The following is a 21,945-nucleotide window of genomic DNA, read 5'->3' as shown; positions in this document are numbered from 1 at the left end:
AGATGAGGAGATTAACGTTTGCTCTTCTTGCGCTGTGCGATTTCTTCCGTGACGATATAAGCGAGCTCGTCGTTGCCAAACAACGAGAGTACGCCGAGCAGCGTCTCATCCCCAATCTCCTCCGATTCTTCCTTGGGCACCGTTAATTCGACCGCTTGTCGGAGCGCTTCATTGCCTTCTTGCTGCGGATACGCGCGCAAGTAAATATCGAAAGGGTCCAGATTGTGATTGACGCACCACTGCGCGAATACGAGGATCATCATTTGTTCGTCGCGCTGATAATTGCGGATGATTTGCTCTTCCAATTCTTTGCGGCTCATTGAAAAATCTCCTTCTGGCGGGTAATATGGATCATTATAACGAAAGTTCGGGTGAGTTCACAATGATCATGAATGAAAAGATAAAAGCGTCCGAAGTTCAATTGACCGGTATCAACGGCGAGGAGCTGGGGATCGTCCCCACCTCGGAAGCGCTCGCTTTAGCCCGCAAGCTGAAGGTCGATTTAGTATGCACTTCGCTGATGAGCAGCCCGCCGCCCTGCAAGCTAATCGGCAAGGGAGCGGCCAAACAGGAAGAGCAACAAGCCCGCAAACGCGAACGGGAGCCGAAATTCAAGGAAATCCGTCTAACTGCGCACATCGAAGAGCATGACTTCGACACGAAGAAGCAGCAGGCGGAACGCATCCTGAAATCCGGCGATGCCGTGCTGGCGGTCGTTCGTCTTCAAGGAAAGGAAGGTCCGAAAGCGAAGGAGCTGCTGCAGTCGCTGCTGCAGGAATTGAAGCCGTACGGACGCCCCAAAACCGGGATTCAGCTGAGCGGCAAGCAAGCTGCGGTACAAATCGACCCGATACTGTAGGGGCGATTCTTTTTGAAATATAGTATACATAATATATATTACGTAATCTAATTTGCGAGTTATCGGTTTGTTTCCATTAAGTTAAGTTCGGAACACGGAAATGAATAGGATCATGGATACATAGAATGATACCAAGCACGCAATAAGATCTTAGTGTTTGGTGGAGGTTCTGGTCTTGGACAAAATGATACCTAAAACGATACAGGCGTATGAGTACGTGAAGAGCGGCTTGAAAACGGGGAAGTGGTTGTTTGGCGATGAATTATTGGTCATGGATATTTCGAAAGAAATGAATTTTTCACGAAGACCGGTCATTGATGCCTTGAAGAAACTGGAGATGGAGCGTTTTGTAGAAATCATCCCGCAAACGGGCTGCCGCGTCGTCAATTGTACCAAAGAGCAGATGGTTAACCATTTTCAAATCGGAATGTGTCTGGAAGGACTTGCAGCCGGACTGGCCGCACGAAGAAGAGAAGATACAGAGGTTCAAGAGCTGATCGCGATTAACGAATCATTGAAGAGCATCATAACGACAACGCCGTTTTCGTATGAACATTATTTTGCTGAAAATAGGAAATTGCATGAAGCGATTTTGAGAATGGCCCGCTCGGAGGAACTGCTGCAGTTCACGAAGAGCATGTGGGATTTGAACGATTTTTATTTGGTCAATTCCTTCCAATTCAAAACCCATCTTGCTCAAAGTATCTCGGAGCACGATGTCATTATTGCCAAAATCAAAAACAAAGACGAGAAGGGAGCGCGATTTGCGATGGAAGAACATATTATCGAGTTTGCCGGATTGTTTAATGACCGATGAAGGAAGTGCGAGGCCGCCCGCAGAGGCATCAGCCTTGTCCCGGAAGGGATACAATTATTCTCGATTCTTACAGCAGGTGACAATCTTGTGCTGGGGATGTATGATAAATATCGTAAGGAACCGGATATCGAAACGAAAGAAGTGTCGTATAATGCTCATGTTCCGCCGCTATACGATGGTCATGTTTGTTTTGTTGATTGTCATTTGGGGATCCGGCATTCCCATCATTAAAATCGGGTTGGAGTATTGCCCGCCCATCTTATTTTCCGGATTGCGCATGTTTCTCGGCGGTCTCCTGATGGCTGTGGTTGCGGCCCTCTGGGGCGGAGCCATCTCGTTCTCCCGGACTTGGCACATTATTGGGATATCGGCTATGTTTAATGTCGTTTTATTTACAGGCCTAATGACGTTCTCCATCGACTATCTGCCTTCCGGTCTAGCCGCGGTGCTTATTTATATGCAGCCTATTCTGGTCGGAATTATTGCAAGGATATGGCTGGGCGAAGCGCTGTCGCCGAAGAAAATTACAGGCTTGCTGCTAGGCTTTATAGGTGTTGTCATGATCAGCGTCTTTAAAGAAGTAAGCGAAGCTTCCTCTCTAACCGGAATTGTTCTCGGTATCACAGCCGCATTCGTGTGGGCGGTGGGCACGGTTTATGTCAAATCGGTGCAAGAGAAGGTTTCCATCCTTTGGCTTGTAGCGGGCCAATTTATTGTTGGCGGACTGGTTCTGCTGTTGGTAGGCCTGTGGGCGGAGTCCTGGTTCGCCATCGCGTGGACGCTTCCTTTCTGGTTCAGCCTTCTATTTACCGCCATCATCGGGGTTGCGTTCGCGTGGGTGTTATGGTTTGTCCTCATTCACGAGGGCCAGGCCAGCAGCGTTTCCTCCTATACCTTTGCGGTTCCTTTGATTTCCATTTTGCTAGGCACGATTCTGCTGAATGAAAAGGTTACATTATCTTTATTTATCGGTTCCGTTTTGATCGGTTTGGGTATTTATCTAGTCAATCGTCAAGCCGCTGAGAGCAGTGAGATCAGCGGCAACATGCGTGAGCTGTAAAAGGGTCCGTTAGAAAGCCTGCTCGAATAAAAATGAACCGTGGGAGCGTTAATTCCACGGTTCATTTTCATATTCCGGACGAGCTACCAAGGCCAGCAGGGGGATTGGCCGTTTTACTTAACGAATAGCAAGGAAATTTGCGGCAATAGCACAATAACCAAGTAAGCGGCGATCATGCATAGAACGAATGGAATAATGGCTCTATCCAGTTTGGCTATCGGCAAGCCGGATATACTGGAAGCGACGAATAAGTTGACGCCAACCGGAGGCGTCAGCATGCCGATCTCCGCGCCTATGACCATGATCATGCCAAAATGAACAGGATCGACGCCAAGAGGCTGCAAAACCGGCAATAAAATAGGAGCGAGAATAATAATGATGGTGACGGTTTCCATAAATGTGCCGACGATCAATAAAAACAGGGCAATGATGAGCAATAAAACGGTGGGGTTATTCGATAAGCCAATGATCCACTCGCCAAAAACATTCGAAATTTGATAAAGCGTGATGAGCTGTGCAAAGGCCGTGGCCGTACATATAATAATCAACACGGTACCCGCCGTAATTGAACTATGGATCAGGACTTGCGGAAGCTTCTTCCACGTCAGTTCCCGGTAGATCCACATGCCCACGATAAAGCTGTATACCACTGCGATGGCGGCAGATTCTGTCGGGGTAAAAATTCCGGTGTAAATCCCCCCCAATATGAGGACGGGCCCCAATAAACTCCACTTCGCCGACCAACCTGTACGGAGCACGTTCCGGAACGAAAATCCTTGATTAAGGGTACGTACACCTTCTTTCTTGGAAATCCAGCCGACAAGCGCGATTAAAAACACAATAATGACGAGGGCAGGTCCGAAGCCCGCCAGGAACATATCCTTAACGGATGTGTCTGTAGAAATGGCATATAAGATCATCGGAATGGAGGGGGGGATGATGATGCCTAACCCTCCGCCGGTTGCAGAAATGGAGGCGGCTGTCTCTTTCTTATATCCGGCGCTAGTCATGGCGGGTATCATAATCGCTCCGATCGCGGCTACAGTAGCCGGGCTGGATCCGGAGATCGCGGCAAATATGGAGCACGCCAGCACGGTAGCAACGCCCAGCCCGCTTCTAAGATGACCCGTAAAGCTTTGTACAAAATCAATGAGCCTTTGCGATATTCCTCCCGTTTCCATCAAGGCGCCTGACAATATAAACAAGGGAATGGCCAAGATAGGAAAGGAATCCAGAGACGTAAAAGACAATTGTCCCAAAAAGGTTAACGGCACGCCTCCCGCCCATAAGGAAAGAAGAACGGAAATCCCCAGGGCGAAGGCAATTGGAATCCCCAGGAGCAATGTAATGAACAGCGAAATAGCCAGTACCCAGACAGCCTCCATAACTATTCTCCTCCGGTTTGTTCTTTACGGGCAGCCGTTCGATAAATCCTTTGCATAATCCGAAGCGATAGGAGTGCATAACCGAATGGCACGAGGAAATAAACATACCCCATCTTGATCTGAAGGGAAGGCGAATGCTGATCGACAATCATGTTCTCTATGGCAACTTCGCAGCCGATTTTTATCATAACGATGGCAAACAGGAGCCAGATCGCATTCCGCAACAGATCGACTATACGATTCGCCGATTGGGGAAGCAGCGTCGTCAGCAGTTCGACTCGAAAATGCCGGTTGTACTTGACCCCTAAACTGGCCGAAAGATAGACTAACGCGACGAACAAATATCTGGCTAGCTCTTCGGTCCAATCGAGCGGAAGAGTAAGGAAGTATCGGAATATGACTTGTAGAAACAACAGGACTGAAATGACGGATAGGAGGGAGGCGGCCCAAATCTCCTCAAAATAACGGTCAAGCTTACTTAGCCATTTCATATGGACACCCCTCGAAACTTGGATTTATCTGAATGGCTTGGCGGATCGAAGCTTCATTTCACTGCATCCATAATTTTCGGCAGCAAATCTTTACCGATTTTGTCTGCATACTTTTCATTAATGGACTGGACCGCTTTACGGAACCCATCCAACTCTTGCGGCGACAGCTCGGTGATCTTCATTCCATTGTCCTTCAACAGCTGCAAGGCAGCGGTTTCCCTTTCACGATTGATCTTGACCTGTTGTTCGGCTGCGGTCTCGGCCGCTTTACGGATTATCTGTTGGTCCGCTTTACTGAGCGAATCCATAAACTTCTTGCTGGCCATCAGCGGTGCGGGACTATAGGTGTGATTGGTCTTCGTTAAATATTTTTGCACCTCATAAAATTTGGTGGCCGCAATCTGTCCATACGGGTTCTCCTGGGCATCGACCGTTCCTTGCTGAAGAGCGGTAAAGAGCTCTGTGAAGGCCATCGGTGTCGGTTTCGCCCCCAATGCTTTCCACGTGTCGACGGTCAACGGATTCTCCGCTACCCGGACCTTAATATCCAGCAAATCTTTAACCGATTTAATTTCGTGCTTGTTGTTTGTCAAATTGCGGAATCCGAGCTCCATATAACTTAAACCGGCATAGCCCCTGGCCTCGCCGCTGTTCAGAATTTCCATGCCGACCGGGCCATGGAGAAAGCGGTCGACTTGTTGTTCGTCGGCAAATAAAAACGGCAAATCGTACGCCGTAAAGGCCGGGACAAAATTGCCTAATGCCGATGGAGAGATGATGGCGGCCTGAACCGTTCCGATCTGAAGCGCTTCAGCGAGCTCACGGTCGCCGCCCATTTGACCGCTGTGAAAAATTTTGACCTGAATACTATGATTGCTTTCCTGTTCCACCATTTCCTTGAACTTGACCAAGCCTTCATGCAAGGAATGCTGTGAATTCACTGATGTTGCAAGGTTCAATACTTTGGCTTCTTGCTTCGTCCCGCCGGTTTGCGGTATTTGGGAACTTTTGCCGCTGCAGCCGGAGAGGATTAAACCGAGTATGCCCAAAACGCTCATTGACCGAAACCACATGTTCATGTGGACTTCCCCCTTAGAAATGACTTTGGATTGAGAACTGGCGTGCCCGTCTTCGTAATACTCTAGAATCTTAGAGGTTAAAAATCTGAGACTGGACAAAGCACCTATACCCCAAAATGTATTCGCTTACATTTATGATTATGATAAATGCCATGCACTCAAAAAAGACAACATAACTAATATTATGTAACCTATATTTTTCGACGCTGGCTTGATTCAAGGAAATAAATGCTAGTACAATAGAACAAGTTCGATTCAGGAATGGGGAAAGGGTGGCTGCATGAAGCTTCTAACGGTTCAAGACGCAATAGCTAAAGTCAACGCCTGGTTCCATATTCCAGTCACACATGACGTGATCCATAGCGGTATTTACCGCAATTCGGAGCCTAACCAGACGCCCTATTATCGGGTTGAGCTGGAGTGGAATAAACAAGGCGAGCCTGCGCTGGACGACGACGGCTTGGTGAACAAGCAGACGATACGAGCCGAATTGGATGCCGTCTCAGGCCATATGATCGCATTTTACCGCCATGAGTTCAGGAAGAACGGCAAAGACCAGAAGGCAGAAATGGACAATGCCTTATATGCCGTCGTCTTTCCGTACGTTCTTCAATGGATCGGCAAGTTAGGCTTGCCCATTTCGGAATCGGAGCTGGAGTTAAAGAGGAAGCAGGTCATCGACGGCGATCTGTATGAGTTGGATTACGGCAGGCAGTACGCGGGCATTCCTGTGCGTAATTTTGGGACGTTCAACATCAAGCTGGATCAAGCGTTCGGTCTCGTTCATTTATTTTGCAGATGGGATGCTTGCATCTTCGACGATCGCGTAATACCGATAGCGCCGGATGCCTTCAAGCTGCAGTTTGATTCGAAGCAATTGATGCTGTGCTATATGAGGATGCTTTCATCGGAACATCCTTACTATATGTGGAAAGAGGATACGTTCGAGGCCGTCTCGGGACGTCTGGTCAGCGCGGATCGAGGGGAGTTGACCGAAATGATAGATTTGCAGCCAACAAAGCCGCAGCGCCGTCAACCGGTCAAGTTTGTGCATAAACCGATATTTTCCGCGGATCAGTATGAGGCTTTAAGGGTAAGCGATCATGTGACCGAGGTAGATCCTTGTGCGCCGCATCCTTTTTTTCCCGTACTGTCGGATGAAGAGGTGATCAAAGCCAAAGACATCGCCGTCTCCTATTTGCAGCAGCACATGAGCGAAGAAACGTGTCAGTACGCCTTTATTCGCAAGGAAGGACATGAAGTGGCAAGGAGCATGCAGGGAAATCGGCTTCAGGTTGAGATCCAACGCCTGTACAACGGAATACCTGTCATTGGGGGAGCCGTCCGTTTGTTTATAGATCGCGATAGTTGGGAGCTGAACCATGTCATGGACGGCCTGGAATTTTGGAAGATGGCCTCCAATTCTAACATCCTTGCATATAAAGAACCCCGAATTGCAATGGAAGAAGCATGGAGTAAACTGAAAGGAAAAGTCGAATTGAACCTGCATTACAGATTGGAGGAGGGCGTTCCGGCAAACGAAACAAAACGCGCGATCTTGGTCTACACGCTGGATTGCGATTGGATTTGCAATGCCGTTACGGGAGAAGTGACGAAGCTGGCTCTTCCTCGCACTCCTTAAAATGATCACGGCGAGGGCCGTATCCGTTCTCCGGCAGCCTGCATACTATGCGGGCTGTTTGTGTTTTTCCAAGTTCTACATATTTCCATTCAAGCCAGGTCATACTATGGAAAGTCGATCGGTTCAAGCTTATCTTTATCTGGAGGAGGCAGGGCATTGTTCTTCTGGCAAAGATTTAAACATAGAAAACCGGCAAAAAACAATAGGGGAAGCCGCGGTACAAGTTCCCCGTCCGCAGTTTCTGATAAGCCGGAGCTCCAAATGAAGATTCAGACGGAACTGGAGGATACGATTCGCTTGCTGGAATCGCTGCTTGGAGAGAACGAGGATCTCATCATGCGGCGTTTTCATATTTTCGGCGATCACCCGGCCATCCTGATGTATTTCTCCAATATGGCGGATCAAGCGGCAATCAACAGCGAGATTATGAAGTCTCTCATGTATGTGCCATCGCATCTGGAGGGTAAGGAAATTCAACCGGAACGCTTGAAGCATGTGCTGCTTTACGATTCGCTCCACCACAGCAAAGGAACCTTGGAGAGCAAGGTGTCCGTCATTGTTGACGGTGTGCTGCGCGGACAGACCGTTGTAGCCGTACAGGGATTCGATGAGGCCATCTTGCTGGATACGACTAGCGTGACGAAGCGGACGGTCAATCAACCCGAGACGGAGCAGGTCATCCGCGGACCGCGCGAAGGGTTCATTGAGCAGCTTGAAACGAACATCGCGCTTCTGCGTTACCGCTTGCCGACGCCGGACTTTCGTATAAAAATGACAAAAATCGGCCGGATTACGAAGTCACGGGTGGCGATTTGCTACCTTAAAGGAATCGCGAACGACGCTCTCGTCCAGGAAGTTCAGAACCGGCTGGCCGTCATTGACATTGACGGCGTGCTGGATGTGGGCTATTTGGAGCAATTCATCGAGGATAATCATTATTCCCCGTTTCCTCAGGTGCAAAATACGGAGCGGCCCGATAAAGCGGTGGCCAATATGCTGGAGGGCCGCGTCATCATCATGGTGGACGGCTCGCCTTTTGCCTTAATAGCGCCGACGGTATTTAGCCAGTTTTACCAGACGACCGAGGACTACTCGGAGCGGTTTGTCATGGTCAGCTTCATTCGATTGGCCCGGTTGCTCGCGCTTGCATTCTCTTTGATTACACCTTCTTTGTATGTCGCGATTATTTCCTACAACCCGGAGCTGATCCCAACGGAGTTCGCCGTTGCCGTGTCAGGCGGGCGTGCGGGCGTGCCTTTCCCTTCGGTGGTCGAGGTGCTCGTTATGGAGGCGTCGATGGAGGTGTTGAGGGAGGCGACTTTACGACTGCCTCAGCAAATCGGGGGGGCCTTGTCGATTGTCGGCGTTCTTGTCATCGGACAAGCGGCTGTCGCGGCCGGTTTTGTCAGCCCCATCACGGTCGTTACGATTGCGCTCACGACTATCGGCTCCTTCGCGACGCCCGCTTACAATGCGGCTTTGGCGCTTCGCCTGCTGCGGTTTCCGCTTGTGGTTTTGGCCGGGATGTTCGGTCTATACGGCGTTATGGTCGGATTAATACTCATTGCCAATCATATGCTTTCCCTCCGCTCGTTCGGCGTGCCTTACTTGAGCCCGATCGTGCCTGGCAATTTTGAAGGGATGAAGGACACGGCGATGAGGGCTCCGCTGTGGTCAATGAAAAAACGTCCTGCGCTCCTGCATCCGCCCAATCAGAATCGGCTCGGGGATGATGTCAAAGAAAAACTGGATCAACCTTATCACAATACGCTGGATCCGCTAAAAGTCGGGAACGAGAAATGGGGGGAAGCAGATGGAGTATCCACGCCAAGTGACCGTCATTCAAGCGACCGCGGTACTGATTAGCACCATCATCGGTGTTGGCGTACTGCCGCTTCCACTATTTGCGGCTCGTGCCGCCGACACCGGAGCGCCGCTCGTCACGCTGCTCGGTATTTTGCTAGCCTTCACAGGCTTGTGGACCGTGACGAAGCTCGGTATGCGCTTTCCGAATCAATCGATTATTCAATACAGTGAAGTCGTCTTGGGCAGATGGCCGGCATGGCTTGGCAGCATCCTGATCATCGGTTTTTTCTCGCTGCTTACGTCTCTGGCCGCACGCGAATTCGGGGAGGTGGTGATCACTTCCGTATTAAGGAAAACACCGCTTGAGGTTACGGTTATTGTCATGCTGCTGCTCGCGACGCTGTCGTCACGAAACAACCAGACGACCTTTACCTATATTCATCATTTTTATTTGCCGCTGATCGTGTTCCCTTGTATCCTGATCGTGGCGTTATCGCTCAAGAACGCGCAGCTTACCAATCTGCAGCCTCTTTGGGGCAACGAGCCCCACGGCATGCTGTCGGGCATGTTGACGATTGCGGGGTTGTTTCAGGGCTCCTTCATTCATACGATCGTTATTCCAGCCATGCGCCGTCCGGAGAAAGCGATGCAGGCGAGCGTCTGGGGCATGATCATTGCGGGGGGGCTGTATTTCAGTATCGTAACCGCAGCGGTCGGGGTGTTCGGTCCGGAAGAAACGAAGCTGTTGTTATGGCCGACGCTGGAGCTGGCCAAAACCACAGCGCTGCCCGGAAATATTCTTGAACGCTTGGACGCGGCCTTTCTTGCGGTTTGGGTAACCGCGGTTTTTACAACGCTGTTCTCCAGCTACTATTTAACCATCCGCGCGATTAGCAGGCTGTTCCGGCTGCGCGACCAGAAGATGCTCTCCTTATTTATATTGCCCTTCCTGTTTGTGCTGGCCATGATACCACAGAACATCTTGCATATGTACGAGATTATTGTAAGGGTCGGACAGTTCGGATTGTTGATCACGATCGTCTATCCGATGTTCCTGCTGCTGGTCGCGGTAATCCGAAGGAAGAGGGGGGAGATGCATGACCGTATGCCGACAGAGCAAAACGGCTAGCCTGCTGCTCGTCTTCCTGCTGACGATTCCGATGCTCACGGGCTGCTGGGATCGTCAGGAGATTGAGGAGCGGGCCGTCGTGCTTGGCATTGGCATTGATACTGCCGATCCGGAGGAGAAAAAGGTGGACGAGGAAATATCTCACCTGAAAGGACAGATTCATGCTTCGGATACCGGTATGGTGAAGGTTACCGTCCAGATCGCCGTCCCCGGTCGAATACCGCTTGGACCTGGAGAAAGCGGGGGCGGAGGAAAAAGGACGGTTTGGGTCGTGGATGCCGTCGGGTTTACCATCGATGATGCCGTCAATGCTTTACAGCAGCGGGTCTCGCCGCCGTTGTTTTTCGGCCATCTTCGCATCATCGTCGTATCCGAAGCCGTGGCCAGACTCGGCATGCAGAACTTGAACGATTACTTTCGGCGTAATCCGGAAGTGCGCAGATTGAATTGGATGTTCATTTGCAAGCAAGAAGCTTCGGATATTATGTTTGCCTCGCCGCAGCTTGAACGTGTGCCTTCCCTTTATCTCATGACAACAATGGATCAAGCGGTCAAGATGGGACGGTTCCCTAACGATTTTCTAGGCGTTTTCTGGAGTGCTTCTTCTTCCAAGGGGAGAGAGGGATTTTTGCCGTATGTGGAACTGAAGAAGGAACAAAATATACAGATTAGCGGCATGGCCTACTTCAGAGGGGAAAAATTAGTTGGCATCTCCAAACCTATCGAGGTTCCGCTATACATGGGAATCACGGGCCTCAGTCTGGCCGGCGGGCAATCGTTCGTGAGAGTGCCGGGCACCAGGGACTACTTCATGTATCAAGTCAGAAGCCGGAAATCAACGAAGAAAGTACGGATCTTAAACGGGAAGCCCGTCATGAACGTCACGATTTCCCTGGAAGGCAACCTGCTGAGTAAATCGAACGAATCGGTTCAGCTCAGCAATGACGTCATCCATGAAATTGAACAGCAGCTAGAATCGCAGCTGCTGACTGGCTATCAGCGATTCATCGCGGATACCCAGAAGAAAGGCTCCGACATCTTCGGATTCGGCGAATACGTGAGGGCCAAAAATCCGGCCTATTGGAACCAGCATGTGAAGACGAAGCAAGCCTGGCAAAACGTATACAAGGAACTTCAAGTCGAGGTCAAGGTCAACATCCATGTTCGCCGAATCGGGATGAAGGCTACCTAGCTGCGAGGGACTTTCGTACATCAAAATAAGGGGGAGGTACAATGGCTACGGGCCTTGCGATCGGCTATGAAAATTTTACGATTTTTTTGCTCCTGCTGTCGGGTTGGTTTATTCTGCAATTTGATGTGAAAGGATATGCGCAAGCGAAGATGTGGAAGGAACATAAAGTCGCGCAAATACTCGGATGGTTCAACCTTATTCTAGGCGTGTCCATTCTGGCAGGGCATTGGATATATGAGCGAGTAAAATGATGGATCAGCAGCTCCGACTACAGGGGCTGCCTTTTTTCGTAAGATGGAACCAGAACCGTCATAATGTGCAAATGGCATGAATACACATAGGAAAGCATGCAGCTTATCCGTCATTATCACGATGTTATTGAACATGGCACGAGGGGATGGAGGCCGGAAATGGAATACGCAGATCCAATCATTGCGATCTTGGGAATAGGTACCGCTGTGCCGGGTTATCGCATCGAACAAGCCGAAGCTGCTCAAAGATTAGCTGAAGCATTGAAGGATAGGCCCGACTCTGCGCGCTGGGCAAAGCGAATATTCAAGCAATGCGGAGTGGAAACCCGTTACACTTGTGAACCAAACCTGCTGGAGTCCGCCTCCGATTGCCGTTATTTGCCGCGAACATCCAACAAAGATGTGCCGACGACCGAAGCGCGTATGGAAACCTATAAGCGACAGTCCGTTCCATTGGGACTCCAAGCTGCGAGACTGGCCCTCTCGGATGGAGACATGGACGCTTCGGATATTACCCATCTGATCACGGTCAGCTGCACCGGGCAATTCCTGCCGGGAATGGATACCGCATTAGTCCGCCAGCTGGGACTCGCTCCCACCGTGAACCGGATTGCGCTTCATTTTTTAGGCTGTGCGGCGGGCTTGAAGGCTGTTTGCCTATCCAGGCAAATTGTGGGCGGCCAGCCGTCCGCCAACGTATTAATTGTGTGTGTGGAGTTATGCACGCTGCATATTCAGCCTTCCAGCGAGCGGGAGCACCTATACGCCGCTTCGTTCTTTGGCGACGGAGCATCGGCTTGTATTGTCGGTACCGCCGGACCTCACCATAGATCGATCTTTCGGTTACATGAACCTCATTCCGTCCTGCTGCCGGACTCCTCCGAAGAAATGGTGTGGGAAGTAGGCGATTATGGCTTTGATCTTTATCTTTCCAGCAACATTCCCAAGCTGATAGGCCGTATGATACCGGCAGAAGTAGAGCGTTTTTTGAACGGAGAGATCAAGCCGGATTTATGGGCAATTCATCCCGGCGGCCGGGGGATTGTTGATACGCTGCAAGACAAGTTGGGGCTTACCCATGAGCAAACCCGCTCAAGCCGAACCGTACTTCGCGAGTATGGGAATGTGTCTTCGGCGACCATCTTGTTCGTGCTTAACGAGATGAGACGGGAGCTGCAAGTCCTCGGCTCCGGACCAGCGAACGGGATAGCCCTCGCCTTCGGTCCCGGTCTGACCGCGGAGATGATCAAGTTCGCTTATGTCCCGTCCGCCAGTATCCAGGAACAGCTTGCAGGCGGTGCCTATGTGTAAAGCGCTTCGTCAGCGGACCGAAGAGCCCGAGTTGATGGATGACTTGTCTATGGGGGGGCCCGAGCTTCGCGAAGCCTTGCAGCATCTTCGCGTGCTGAACCGGATCTTCGCCGCCGCCGCGCCTACGCTGTACGGCGTGCGGCGATTATGGACGGAAGCGGGCCAACCGGACCGCTTATCCATCCTGGATATCGGGGCAGGGTCGGGGGATGTCAATAAGCATCTGCTGAGATGGGCGGATGTGAACCGGATCGATCTCAGCGTCACGTTGGTGGATATCACCGAAGAGGCTTGCGAAGAGGCAAGGCTCTTCTTTCATGACGAACCGCGGGTACGGGTCATCAGACGTGATTTGTTTGAGCTGCCGGAGGCAAGTGCGGATGTGACGACGGGGACGCAGTTTGTCCATCATTTTGCGGCAAGCGAGCTGCCCAAGGTTGTAGCAAGCATGTGTAAGGCATCCCGGCTGGGCGTTGTGATCAATGACATTCATCGGCACTGGCTCCCGTGGGCCGCGGTATGGCTTACGGCGCGATTGATTTCCAATAACCGGTATATTCGAAAAGACGGACCGTTGTCCGTAGCCAAAGGGTTTCGTGCGGCGGATTGGAAGGAACTTAAGCATGCGCTGGGCGTATCGGACATGTTCTATGCCTGGAGGCCGTTATTTCGGTATGTAGTCGTCATCGGAACAAGAAGAGCTCATTCCATCGACGGAGTTGAATAGGATGAAGGATCGCATCCGGGATGTAGCGGTTGTTGGCGCGGGGATCGCCGGCAGCAGTTTGGCCAAAGCTTTAGCGGACAGAGGGTGGGATACGGTATTAATCGACCGGCAGCGGTTTCCCCGGCATAAGGTTTGCGGCGAGTTTCTTTCCCCTGAATCCCGACAGATGTTGAACGCGTTTGGGTTGCGCAGCCACGTTGAAGCGCTTGACCCCAGCTTGATTAACCGGACACGCTTAATCTTCAACCAGGGGGATGCCATAGACATTCCTCTGCCCGGCACGGCTCTCGGGGTGAGCCGCCATTCGCTGGACCCGGCTCTCCATCACGCTGCGCTAGGCGCAGGCGTACAGGTGCAGACCGCTGCAGCGGTTAAATCCGTGTATCCCCATGACAGGGGATATTCGTTGGAGACGATACAGGCGGAGGGAAGTATCACCTACCAGGCTCGCGCGGTTATCGCTGCATGGGGTGCCAATCGGCGGGCGGGACTTCCGGGTTACCGCTCGGCCGGTTCAACCAAGCATTCATATATTGGCGTGAAATCCCATTATCGGGGGATCGACATGGAGCAGGTGGTCGAGCTTTATTTTTTCCCCGGAGGTTACCTGGGCATATCGCCCATTGAAGGCGGACTCGTCAACGTTGCGGCCCTGCTGAAACGGCAAGCTTCTCGCAGCGCCGACCCAACGATTGTGGGAATGATTGACGCCGCGGCCCGCGCCAACCCGAAGCTTTACTTAAAGCTGAAGCAAGCCGTTCCAGTCCCCGGTACGCAGGCGGCGGTTGCCCCGGTGAATCTAAACCGCAAGCCGGTTGCCTGGGATTTGATTCCCCATGTAGGCGACGCGGCAGTCATGCTCCCGCCGCTCTGTGGAGACGGCATGTCGATGGCGTTGCGTTCGGCCCGATTGTGTACGCCGCTTGCCGACCGCTATCTGCGCGGGGAAATTTCACTTTCCCGTTGGGAGCGGGAATACACGCAGTCCATTCATCGGGAATTCAAGCGTCCCCTACGGTGGGGACGTTGGCTTCAATGGCTGTTCGACGCACCCGTTCTGCCCCGGCTGCTGCCTGGCTTGGCGCAGCTTCTGCCTGAGCTCGCGTCCGGGTTGGTCCGAGCGACCCGATTAAGAGAAACCGATACCTAGGCATCGCATCAGTTATCGGGAAATCCGCCGTCCAGTCGGACGTAAACCGAGCCATCAGCACAATTTGAGAACAACTGTGTCACGCTATGTAATGCGAAGACCCCTCGAAGGGTACTTCTGGCTTCGTTGTGGACCCAGGCATCGGAAAGGGAAGGGCAGAGGGCGTCAATCGGGGTACACAGGCTTCTTTCTCTTTAAAGCAGGAACATTTGTGCTGCGGCTAAGCGCACAAACGTTCCTGCTTAGTCATGTTGATTAAAGCTTGACCTTCGGCAGCTCCATGATCATTTCGGGGCTTTTTTCTTGCGGGTTTTGACTTGAGCTGCGGCTACGCCCAGTGGACCTGGGCCAATACCCGGGCTTGGGCAAAATTCATCTTTAACCGTAAACGTAAATACATGGTGAGGAACGGGGACGCAATGATGCCGGTTGACGATCTCGATGGGGTGGACGATTTCCACAACCTGCGGGTGGAAAAAATCTTGGAAAATCACTCTAGGCGGGTCAAAAATCTGACTAGCCGGACATTTCGGGCAATGCATTGTACATTCACCTCGTCGGATAAGTTTTCAATACATTACCTGTATATGTGGGACCTACTCCGAGCGCTTGTTCGTTTGTCCAGTATGTGCGGATTTTGTCTCGGTCTCTAAACTTGCCTATTTGATCAAATCGTGTTAGAACAGTTACAATACAGCTAATCGTTTGTACGAATACCGGTTAAGACTACGGTTTAAATAAACAGGAGGGGTCATCCATCATACAGCCTTTGAACCTACAACCTTTGAAGCTTAGCGTATTGGATCTGGTGCCCGTGTTCGGCGGGGCGGATGCCTCGTATGCCCTGGGACAAGCGCTTGAGCTTGCTCAAGCCGCAGAACGGCTCGGCTATACCCGTTACTGGGTCGCCGAGCATCATGACATGCCGGGGCTTGCGTGCACATCCCCGGAAGTGCTGCTGGCGCATATCGGAGCGCGGACGGAACGCATTCGTCTCGGTTCAGGGGCGCTGCTGCTGCCGCATTATAAACCGTTGAAAGTCGTCGAGTCGTTTCACATGCTCGCCAGCCTATACCCGGGGCGCGTGGATCTAGGCCTCGGCCGGGCGCCAGGCGGTTCGGCTCACGTGAGTATGGCGCTGAGCGGCAACTTCCTTGAGAATGTCCGGAAGCTGCCGGAATCGCTGCGCGGAATCACCGAGCTGCTGCAAGGGAACTACGAATGGGAAGGGGAGCCGGTCACCGCCCGGCCGACTCCGCCCGTAACGCCCGAGCCCTGGATGCTGGGAACGAACCGTAAGAGCGCGGCATACGCCGCCGAATTTGGAACGGGCTACGTGTTCGGCCAATTCATGAGCGATTTGGCCGGGGAGGATGTTTTGCCCGCTTACCGGGAAGCTTTCGTTCCTTCCCGCCTATGTCCCGAACCCCGCGCCATCGTTGCCTTAGGTGTCGTTTGTGCCGACACGGAGGACGAGGCGAAGCAGCTCGCGGGGGCGGGCGACGCCTTGTTCCGCAACGAGGGCGACACGCTGGAGCCGTCTCCGCTCGCAGACCGTAAGCTGCTGGTCGGGACGCCGAACGAGGTGAAGGCCCGGCTGGAGCAGTTGTCGCTGTTGTACGGTGTGGATGAATTCATCATCGTCACGATGATTCCGGATTACCGGAAGCGGCTTCGCTCTTATGAACTGCTGGCCGAAGCCTTCTGAAACGCATAAACAAGTGCGTCAGCACCAACAAACGTAGTCGGACTGCTGCGGTACGGTCCGACTACGTTTGTTTGGCTTGCGCCCGCGAGATTAAAATAGCTTTCATCCTTTTGCCCAGTCATCTCGTTATATAAAATGATGAACCGGCCGTCATCAAAAAAATGAAAGCTATGAGGTTGATTACCGATGATTACAATTCGCAATCTTTCCAAACAATACAAGAATGGCGAATGGGCCCTTCAGCACATTAACCTGTCTATCGAAAACGGTATGTTCGGGCTTCTCGGGCCGAACGGCGCAGGCAAGACGACGCTCATGCGCATCCTGGCAACGCTTCTTCATCCGACGGAAGGGGACGTGCTTCTGCATGGAGTTCCGTTGACAGAACCGCATCGGGTCCGCGGCATGCTCGGCTATTTGCCGCAGTACTTTCAAGTGTATCCGCAGTTGACCGCCTTCGAATTTCTCGATTACGTCGGCGTCATGAAGGGGCTGGACGACAAGCGCAAACGGAAAGAAGAAATTGAGCATTTGCTGGAGAAGGTAAACTTGGCCAACAAGGGGAAGTCCAAGGTCAAAACGTTCTCCGGCGGTATGAAGCAGCGTCTTGGCATTGCTCAAGCGCTGCTCGGCAGCCCCAGAGTGCTTATTGTGGATGAACCGACTGCAGGGCTCGACCCGGAGGAACGCGTCCGCTTTCGCAACCTGCTCACCCAATTCAGCATAGACCGCACCGTCCTCTTATCTACGCATATTGTGGCCGATATCGAAACGAGCTGCCGGAAGCTTGCCGTATTGAATCGCGGGGAGGTCGCGTTAACCGGTTCCGTTCACGAATTGGGGGCCTATGCCGAAGGCTCGGTTTGGGAGTTGGAAGTATCTGAGCAGGAATTCGCCGCTTTCTCTCCGTCGCAGATCGTCTCGACAAGCCGTACGGAGCATGGGATCGTATGCCGGGTGGTATCTGCATCATGTCCGGGCCTTTATGCCGCGGCGGTCAAGCCCACGCTTGAAGACGGATACCTGGCGCTGCTCGGAGGTGTGCGCCATGCGTAAATGGAGCCGCCAGCTTCAACTGGAATGCCGGCTGCTGTTCACGAACCGGCTGTTGTGGCCGCTGCCTCCGCTGTTCGGTCTTTGGTTCGCCTATACGTTGACCGCGATTGAGCCGGACGTCTCGCAAAATATATATCTCTATGCCTATGATTTTCACAAGCTGCAGCACACGCTTAGTTTGGGCATAGCCATGTTGATCGGCATGCTGCTGATCCGGAAGGATATAGTCAGGCCTTCCTACGAATGGAGCGGCGGGCTGCCGGTATCGAGTTCTGCATTCATTGCCGCTAAATATACGGCGGGGCTGCTTTATTTAAGCTTGTTCACCTTCGCTATAGCCGCGGTATATGCGGGGTTCGGGATCTTGGCCGAGCTGCCGGTTTCGGAGCTTCGAAGCCACTTAAGCTTCTTCGCGGTGCAGTATACGGTTTCCTACATGGTGACGCTGGCGCTGGCCATGCTGCTGGCCGTTCTTATACCGAATCGGGTTTGCTATATGATTGGCTTTTGCGCCTGGATATTCGGCACGTTTTTCTTGGATGTGTTTCTGATTTCCCGGCTCGGGCTGTATGACTTAAAAACGTTTCATCTCAGCCAATTCTTTACGAATTCCTTATGGGAGAACGACGTCTGGGGCCCGTACCTGCTCAGTGAGGAATTGTGGCTGTCCCGGAGATTTGTGCTCTGTTTTACATTATGGATGCTGGCGACGGTTGTCATGCTCATTCATAAAAAGCGGCCGAGCGGCGCTTACCGTTCATCCGTCACCGCGATGCTGCTCGCGCTGCTCGCTTCCGTCTTGGCTTTCGTTCCTTATGAAGCCATGTGGCAGGAACGCTTCTCCGCTTATGAGAAGAAGCTGCAGGATGCGCCTCCCGATTATGCGGACCGCACTTCGTACGGAGAATCCAGTTTTTCCGTGAGCAGCTACGAGTTGACGGTTCATCGGTACCCTGACGATCGTCTTGACGTAACGGCGGCGGTTCAGCTCGACGCTCCGCCACAAACGGACGGAACGTCCATGACGTTTACACTGAACCGGGACTTTGTATTGAAGAAGCTTTCGGTCAACGGCAAACCGGTTCCTGCGAAGCAAACAGGGGATCTCGTAACATTCGACCGGGCCGCGCTTGAAGACGGACCCGCTCGTCAAACCCTTTTATTCGAATATGAGGGCAAGCTCTTTAACTGGTACCCGGCATCCAGCTACCGCGAGGTGGTGAACGGATTTGTGCGGGGGGATCTTGTTTATTTGCCTTCACATCTTGCGTGGTATCCGATACCGGGCAAGCAGGTGCTCTACGTACAGGATACGCCGGGAACGTTTCGCGACCGTTATGAAGCTGGGCACGAGCTGCTGGCCGACTTTGACGTGAAACTGACAGGATTTACCGGGGAACTGTTCGGTACGATCCGCAAGCAGCCGGAACAGGGAGACTTCACGCAATCGTTCAAACAAGACAAAACGAACGGGGTGACGCTGTTTGCGGGTCATTTAACGAAGATCCGAATACCCGGCGAGACGATGGCGATCCTAACTTCTCCCGCCAATAAACACGAGGCGGAGAAATTTCTGAAAGCCTACTCGGATATTATGGCTTATTACGATTCCTGGCTGAGCAAGCCGCTTCCGAAGCCGGAAGCGATGCTGTATATGCCGCTTCATATGGTCGCTGCGCAGCAAGAACGCTCCATTCATAAGGCTGCGGGAAACCGGTTTGTATTCAGTGAATCGCTGCATACGAATTTAGACGCCTTTCAATTGGCTCAAATGGTTCATGTTTCGTTGTTCGGCGACCGCAATGCAGGGATAGGCTTTCCCGGAGAAGGCCCTGGCAGCTCGCTGGTCGGATCGATTCGCCGAGCATTTTATCAAGTATACCAGGCGGAACATCCGAAGAGACAAGAGGAAGCGTCGCTTGGCGCCGGGCTGCTGTATCCGAGATTTCCGGTCGGAGCCGGGAGAGAGGCAGCAGGCGATCCGGTCGATCGTGCGGTGCAGAAAGCTATTCGCGAGGGACGGCTCGATCATGTGAAGCGGGTGCTGGACAATTACTACAGCAAAGGACTTTCGATTGAAGGGGAATGGGCCTACCGCTATCCGATCATACAAGCGAGCGATTGGGAGCAAGCCTGGAGCGGGGGCGCTAAGCATGAGTAAAATGATCTCTGATCTTAAAGGCTTGTACTCCCCGATGGCGGCGGTTCCCGCCCTGTACCTGCTGCTCCTCCATATTTCGATTTGGTTAGGCGATCCCGAGATTCCCAAAAATATGACAACCTACAACGAGATGGCGTTTTTGCCGCTCGTCCCGATGGTTTGCACCCTTTATTTTCAACGGGAGCTCGGGGGTACGCTTGAAATTTACGCTACGTTCCCCGTTTCCTTCCCTCGTATGATATGGCGCAAGCTGCTGCTCATTTCGGCGACACTGCTTGCCTTGCATGGAGGGATGGTCGGGTCGTATGTTTGCAGGTATGGGCAGATTCGTACTGAAATCTTCTCCTATGCAGGCGGCGGAAGCACGCGCGGGGAGGCCGGATGGTTGCAACTGCTGCTTCAAGCCTGGCCTGCTTATATGTCCATGACGGCGCTGTCTTTGCTGTTCATACTGGCGTTCAAAAAGTTGTACAGCGGCGCCGCGGCAGGGTTCGCCCTATGGCTGGCCGAGGTTCTTTCGGAAGGCAGGCTTCTGGGGCACGGCGCTTTGTTTACGCATCATATTCCCCCGGAGGCAACCTTTACTGCCAATCGGTGGATGCATGCCGCCGCGGCCATTGCGATCGTTGGCTTCACGATCATACTCGCTAACCGGAGAGAGCGGTGGATCGTGCACGATGAACTGGAATAGAGAGGAGGGGCACGGCTTGGTTACAGACGAGCAGCTCGTTCGAAGGATGGCAGACGGCGACCAAGCTGCCTTCGAAGCATTCGTTCACCGATACCATGGTCCGTTGTTGTCTTATCTGGAACGGACTCTGCGAAATACGGAAAAGGCGGAGGATCTGGTCCAAGAGACGTTCATCCGTCTGCTGCGGCAGCTTCGGCAAGGAAGCGTGCCCGAACGGGTCCGATCCTGGATGTACAGGGTCGCCAAAAATTTGTGTGTGGACTATTGGCGCAGCCCGAGTTATCGCTCAACAAAAGAGCTGCAGCCGGATCTTCCGGACCCTGTGGACGTCCGTCCGTCGATTGTTGAAATTTACGAGCGTCAGGAAACCCGCAAGGAACTGCTTCAGTCGTTGGATCAGCTTACGGATATCCAGAGAGATATTGTATTGCTGCGTTTTTTTCAAGATCTCAAGCTTCAAGAGATCGCCGAGGTCGTGGATCAGCCGCTCGGTATCGTTAAATCACAATTGTACTATGCGCTTCGAAAGCTGAGAAAAAAGCTGGTCACCAGCCCAGCATTTATTACGGAAAGCGAGGGGACCGGAAATGGCGCGACCTAAAAAAACGCATCCGATCGACGATCTGGAATTAGATACATTGGAACGGGAGCTGAGGGAACCGCTGGCCGGTTATGTGGCGCGAGCTCCGCGGATGGAGGATACGGCGAGGCTCTTGGCCAAGCTGCAGCCTGAGTTTGAGCTGTTAAGGAAGAAACAGGATGCCTCGCAATGGGAAAACCCGGCGGTGTGGCACAAGCCGACGTTTTGGCGTCAATGCCTGCTGCAAGTGCAAACATTCGGTAAAGCGTTTTGGATCATCAGCCTTATCGCTTTCGTCCTGCTTACATTGAGCAGCAGTCTATGGAACCGTACGCCGGGTCTGGACTCCAATTTGTACGGAAAGACCCTGCCGTTATTTTTCTTCGCTTCGCTGCTGTATGGCTACCGGACGTGGAATCCGAAGATGCGTATGGTGGAGAGTGTCACGCCTTTTCCACCGGCCCTATTGATGCTAATCCGGCTTCTGCTTATGATCGGAATGACGACACTGCTCGGCTTGATCGGTTCGGTGTACCTGGTCTTGAGCACGGATGCTTCCTTGTCTTTACTGTCGTTCATGCTCCGCTGGTTAAGCGAACTGCTGTTGATCGGAGGGCTTCTGGCTTACGTTGCCTTTCGGCGGGGGATAAAGCACGGCTTTGCCGCTGGCGTAGGCGCTTGGGCGATGCTTCTGGCGGGGGAACAATGGCTCCGCTTTAACGAATTCGTTCCCACAACGCTTACCTCCATCCTGGAGCTGCTCGGATTGGCCGCAGGCTGCCTGCTGCTCATGTACAGCTACCGGATTAGCGCTAAATTGTACCGGTATGAGATATAAGCTGACGGAGAG

The 21,945-nt window shown here is 52.4% G+C and carries 22 protein-coding genes; 17 read left to right on the top strand and 5 right to left on the bottom strand.

The genetic code is table 11. The features are described from left to right. Nucleotides 1-11 precede the first annotated feature (11 nt). Entirely contained in the window at nucleotides 12-320 is a 309-nt protein-coding gene (locus tag JMF85_RS17750; protein ID WP_054795452.1) for a hypothetical protein, read from the bottom strand. 62 nt (nucleotides 321-382) lie between these two features. Between JMF85_RS17750 and infC the strand changes: the two genes are divergently transcribed. The 3 genes from infC to JMF85_RS17735 all read left to right on the top strand — a co-directional run bounded on the left by infC (nucleotide 383) and on the right by JMF85_RS17735 (nucleotide 2,736). Further along, nucleotides 383-859, top strand: coding sequence for a translation initiation factor IF-3 (gene infC, locus JMF85_RS17745; protein WP_155614011.1), 477 nt, complete (start codon nucleotides 383-385; stop codon nucleotides 857-859). Nucleotides 860-1,043: 184 nt separating this feature from the next. Next, entirely contained in the window at nucleotides 1,044-1,676 is a 633-nt protein-coding gene (locus JMF85_RS17740; RefSeq protein ID WP_230875960.1) for a GntR family transcriptional regulator, read from the top strand. Nucleotides 1,677-1,827: 151 nt separating this feature from the next. After that, entirely contained in the window at nucleotides 1,828-2,736 is a 909-nt protein-coding gene (locus tag JMF85_RS17735; RefSeq protein ID WP_196426819.1) for a DMT family transporter, read from the top strand. 113 nt (nucleotides 2,737-2,849) lie between these two features. Here the strand turns inward: JMF85_RS17735 and JMF85_RS17730 are convergent, their stop codons facing one another. The 3 genes from JMF85_RS17730 to dctP are packed head-to-tail and all read right to left on the bottom strand — an operon-like array spanning nucleotide 2,850 to nucleotide 5,691. Further along, complete coding sequence (locus JMF85_RS17730; protein WP_155614013.1) at nucleotides 2,850-4,121, bottom strand: TRAP transporter large permease; 1,272 nt, start codon at nucleotides 4,119-4,121, stop codon at nucleotides 2,850-2,852. A gap of 2 nt (nucleotides 4,122-4,123) precedes the next feature. Beyond that, nucleotides 4,124-4,612, bottom strand: coding sequence for a TRAP transporter small permease (locus tag JMF85_RS17725; RefSeq protein ID WP_155614014.1), 489 nt, complete (start codon nucleotides 4,610-4,612; stop codon nucleotides 4,124-4,126). Nucleotides 4,613-4,665: 53 nt separating this feature from the next. Continuing rightward, entirely contained in the window at nucleotides 4,666-5,691 is a 1,026-nt protein-coding gene (gene dctP, locus JMF85_RS17720) for a TRAP transporter substrate-binding protein DctP (protein ID WP_127605916.1), read from the bottom strand. Nucleotides 5,692-5,971: 280 nt separating this feature from the next. Between dctP and JMF85_RS17715 the strand changes: the two genes are divergently transcribed. The 8 genes from JMF85_RS17715 to JMF85_RS17680 all read left to right on the top strand — a co-directional run bounded on the left by JMF85_RS17715 (nucleotide 5,972) and on the right by JMF85_RS17680 (nucleotide 14,899). After that, entirely contained in the window at nucleotides 5,972-7,333 is a 1,362-nt protein-coding gene (locus JMF85_RS17715; RefSeq protein WP_201318652.1) for a hypothetical protein, read from the top strand. Between the two features lie 261 nt (nucleotides 7,334-7,594). Continuing rightward, nucleotides 7,595-9,199: a spore germination protein gene (locus tag JMF85_RS17710; protein ID WP_201318651.1), complete on the top strand. Its 1,605-nt coding sequence runs from the start codon at nucleotides 7,595-7,597 to the stop codon at nucleotides 9,197-9,199. Beyond that, complete coding sequence (locus tag JMF85_RS17705) at nucleotides 9,147-10,268, top strand: GerAB/ArcD/ProY family transporter (RefSeq protein ID WP_155614017.1); 1,122 nt, start codon at nucleotides 9,147-9,149, stop codon at nucleotides 10,266-10,268. The genes JMF85_RS17710 and JMF85_RS17705 overlap by 53 nt, the downstream gene beginning before the upstream one ends. Further along, complete coding sequence (locus JMF85_RS17700; RefSeq protein WP_201318650.1) at nucleotides 10,237-11,460, top strand: Ger(x)C family spore germination protein; 1,224 nt, start codon at nucleotides 10,237-10,239, stop codon at nucleotides 11,458-11,460. The genes JMF85_RS17705 and JMF85_RS17700 overlap by 32 nt, the downstream gene beginning before the upstream one ends. 41 nt (nucleotides 11,461-11,501) lie before the next feature. Then, entirely contained in the window at nucleotides 11,502-11,711 is a 210-nt protein-coding gene (locus tag JMF85_RS17695; protein ID WP_201318649.1) for a CLC_0170 family protein, read from the top strand. Nucleotides 11,712-11,870: 159 nt separating this feature from the next. After that, complete coding sequence (locus JMF85_RS17690; protein ID WP_201318648.1) at nucleotides 11,871-13,022, top strand: type III polyketide synthase; 1,152 nt, start codon at nucleotides 11,871-11,873, stop codon at nucleotides 13,020-13,022. Next, complete coding sequence (locus JMF85_RS17685) at nucleotides 13,015-13,749, top strand: methyltransferase domain-containing protein (protein WP_201318647.1); 735 nt, start codon at nucleotides 13,015-13,017, stop codon at nucleotides 13,747-13,749. The genes JMF85_RS17690 and JMF85_RS17685 overlap by 8 nt, the downstream gene beginning before the upstream one ends. Nucleotide 13,750: 1 nt before the next feature. Further along, the gene (locus JMF85_RS17680; protein ID WP_201318646.1) at nucleotides 13,751-14,899 is read left to right on the top strand and encodes an NAD(P)/FAD-dependent oxidoreductase; all 1,149 of its coding nucleotides are present in this window, start codon (nucleotides 13,751-13,753) and stop codon (nucleotides 14,897-14,899) included. Between the two features lie 284 nt (nucleotides 14,900-15,183). Here the strand turns inward: JMF85_RS17680 and JMF85_RS17675 are convergent, their stop codons facing one another. Next, nucleotides 15,184-15,441 carry a hypothetical protein gene (locus JMF85_RS17675; protein WP_127605932.1) on the bottom strand — a complete coding sequence of 86 codons (258 nt, stop codon included), beginning with the start codon at nucleotides 15,439-15,441 and terminating at the stop codon, nucleotides 15,184-15,186. 242 nt (nucleotides 15,442-15,683) lie between these two features. Here JMF85_RS17675 and JMF85_RS17670 point away from each other — a divergent pair, with 242 nt between their 5' ends. The 6 genes from JMF85_RS17670 to JMF85_RS17645 all read left to right on the top strand — a co-directional run bounded on the left by JMF85_RS17670 (nucleotide 15,684) and on the right by JMF85_RS17645 (nucleotide 21,933). Then, nucleotides 15,684-16,607, top strand: a complete 924-nt coding sequence (locus JMF85_RS17670) for an LLM class flavin-dependent oxidoreductase (RefSeq protein ID WP_236595899.1) — start codon at nucleotides 15,684-15,686, stop codon at nucleotides 16,605-16,607. A 186-nt stretch (nucleotides 16,608-16,793) separates the two neighbouring features. Next, entirely contained in the window at nucleotides 16,794-17,663 is an 870-nt protein-coding gene (locus JMF85_RS17665) for an ABC transporter ATP-binding protein (protein WP_054795464.1), read from the top strand. After that, a complete protein-coding gene (locus tag JMF85_RS17660; RefSeq protein WP_201318644.1) occupies nucleotides 17,656-19,824 on the top strand; it encodes a hypothetical protein in 2,169 nt (722 codons plus the stop codon). The genes JMF85_RS17665 and JMF85_RS17660 overlap by 8 nt, the downstream gene beginning before the upstream one ends. Next, entirely contained in the window at nucleotides 19,817-20,515 is a 699-nt protein-coding gene (locus JMF85_RS17655; RefSeq protein WP_127605938.1) for a hypothetical protein, read from the top strand. Before JMF85_RS17660 ends, JMF85_RS17655 begins: the two co-directional genes overlap by 8 nt. Continuing rightward, nucleotides 20,502-21,116, top strand: coding sequence for an RNA polymerase sigma factor (locus tag JMF85_RS17650; protein ID WP_236595898.1), 615 nt, complete (start codon nucleotides 20,502-20,504; stop codon nucleotides 21,114-21,116). Before JMF85_RS17655 ends, JMF85_RS17650 begins: the two co-directional genes overlap by 14 nt. Continuing rightward, a complete protein-coding gene (locus JMF85_RS17645; RefSeq protein ID WP_201318643.1) occupies nucleotides 21,103-21,933 on the top strand; it encodes a hypothetical protein in 831 nt (276 codons plus the stop codon). The genes JMF85_RS17650 and JMF85_RS17645 overlap by 14 nt, the downstream gene beginning before the upstream one ends. The last annotated feature ends 12 nt before the right edge of the window (nucleotides 21,934-21,945 follow it).

It is taken from the genome of Paenibacillus sp. EPM92, from assembly GCF_016586185.1.
GTDB lineage: Bacteria > Bacillota > Bacilli > Paenibacillales > NBRC-103111 > Paenibacillus_G > Paenibacillus_G validus.
Note: the sequence above shows the minus strand (reverse complement) of the source record. Positions and strands in the feature narration are given on the sequence as shown.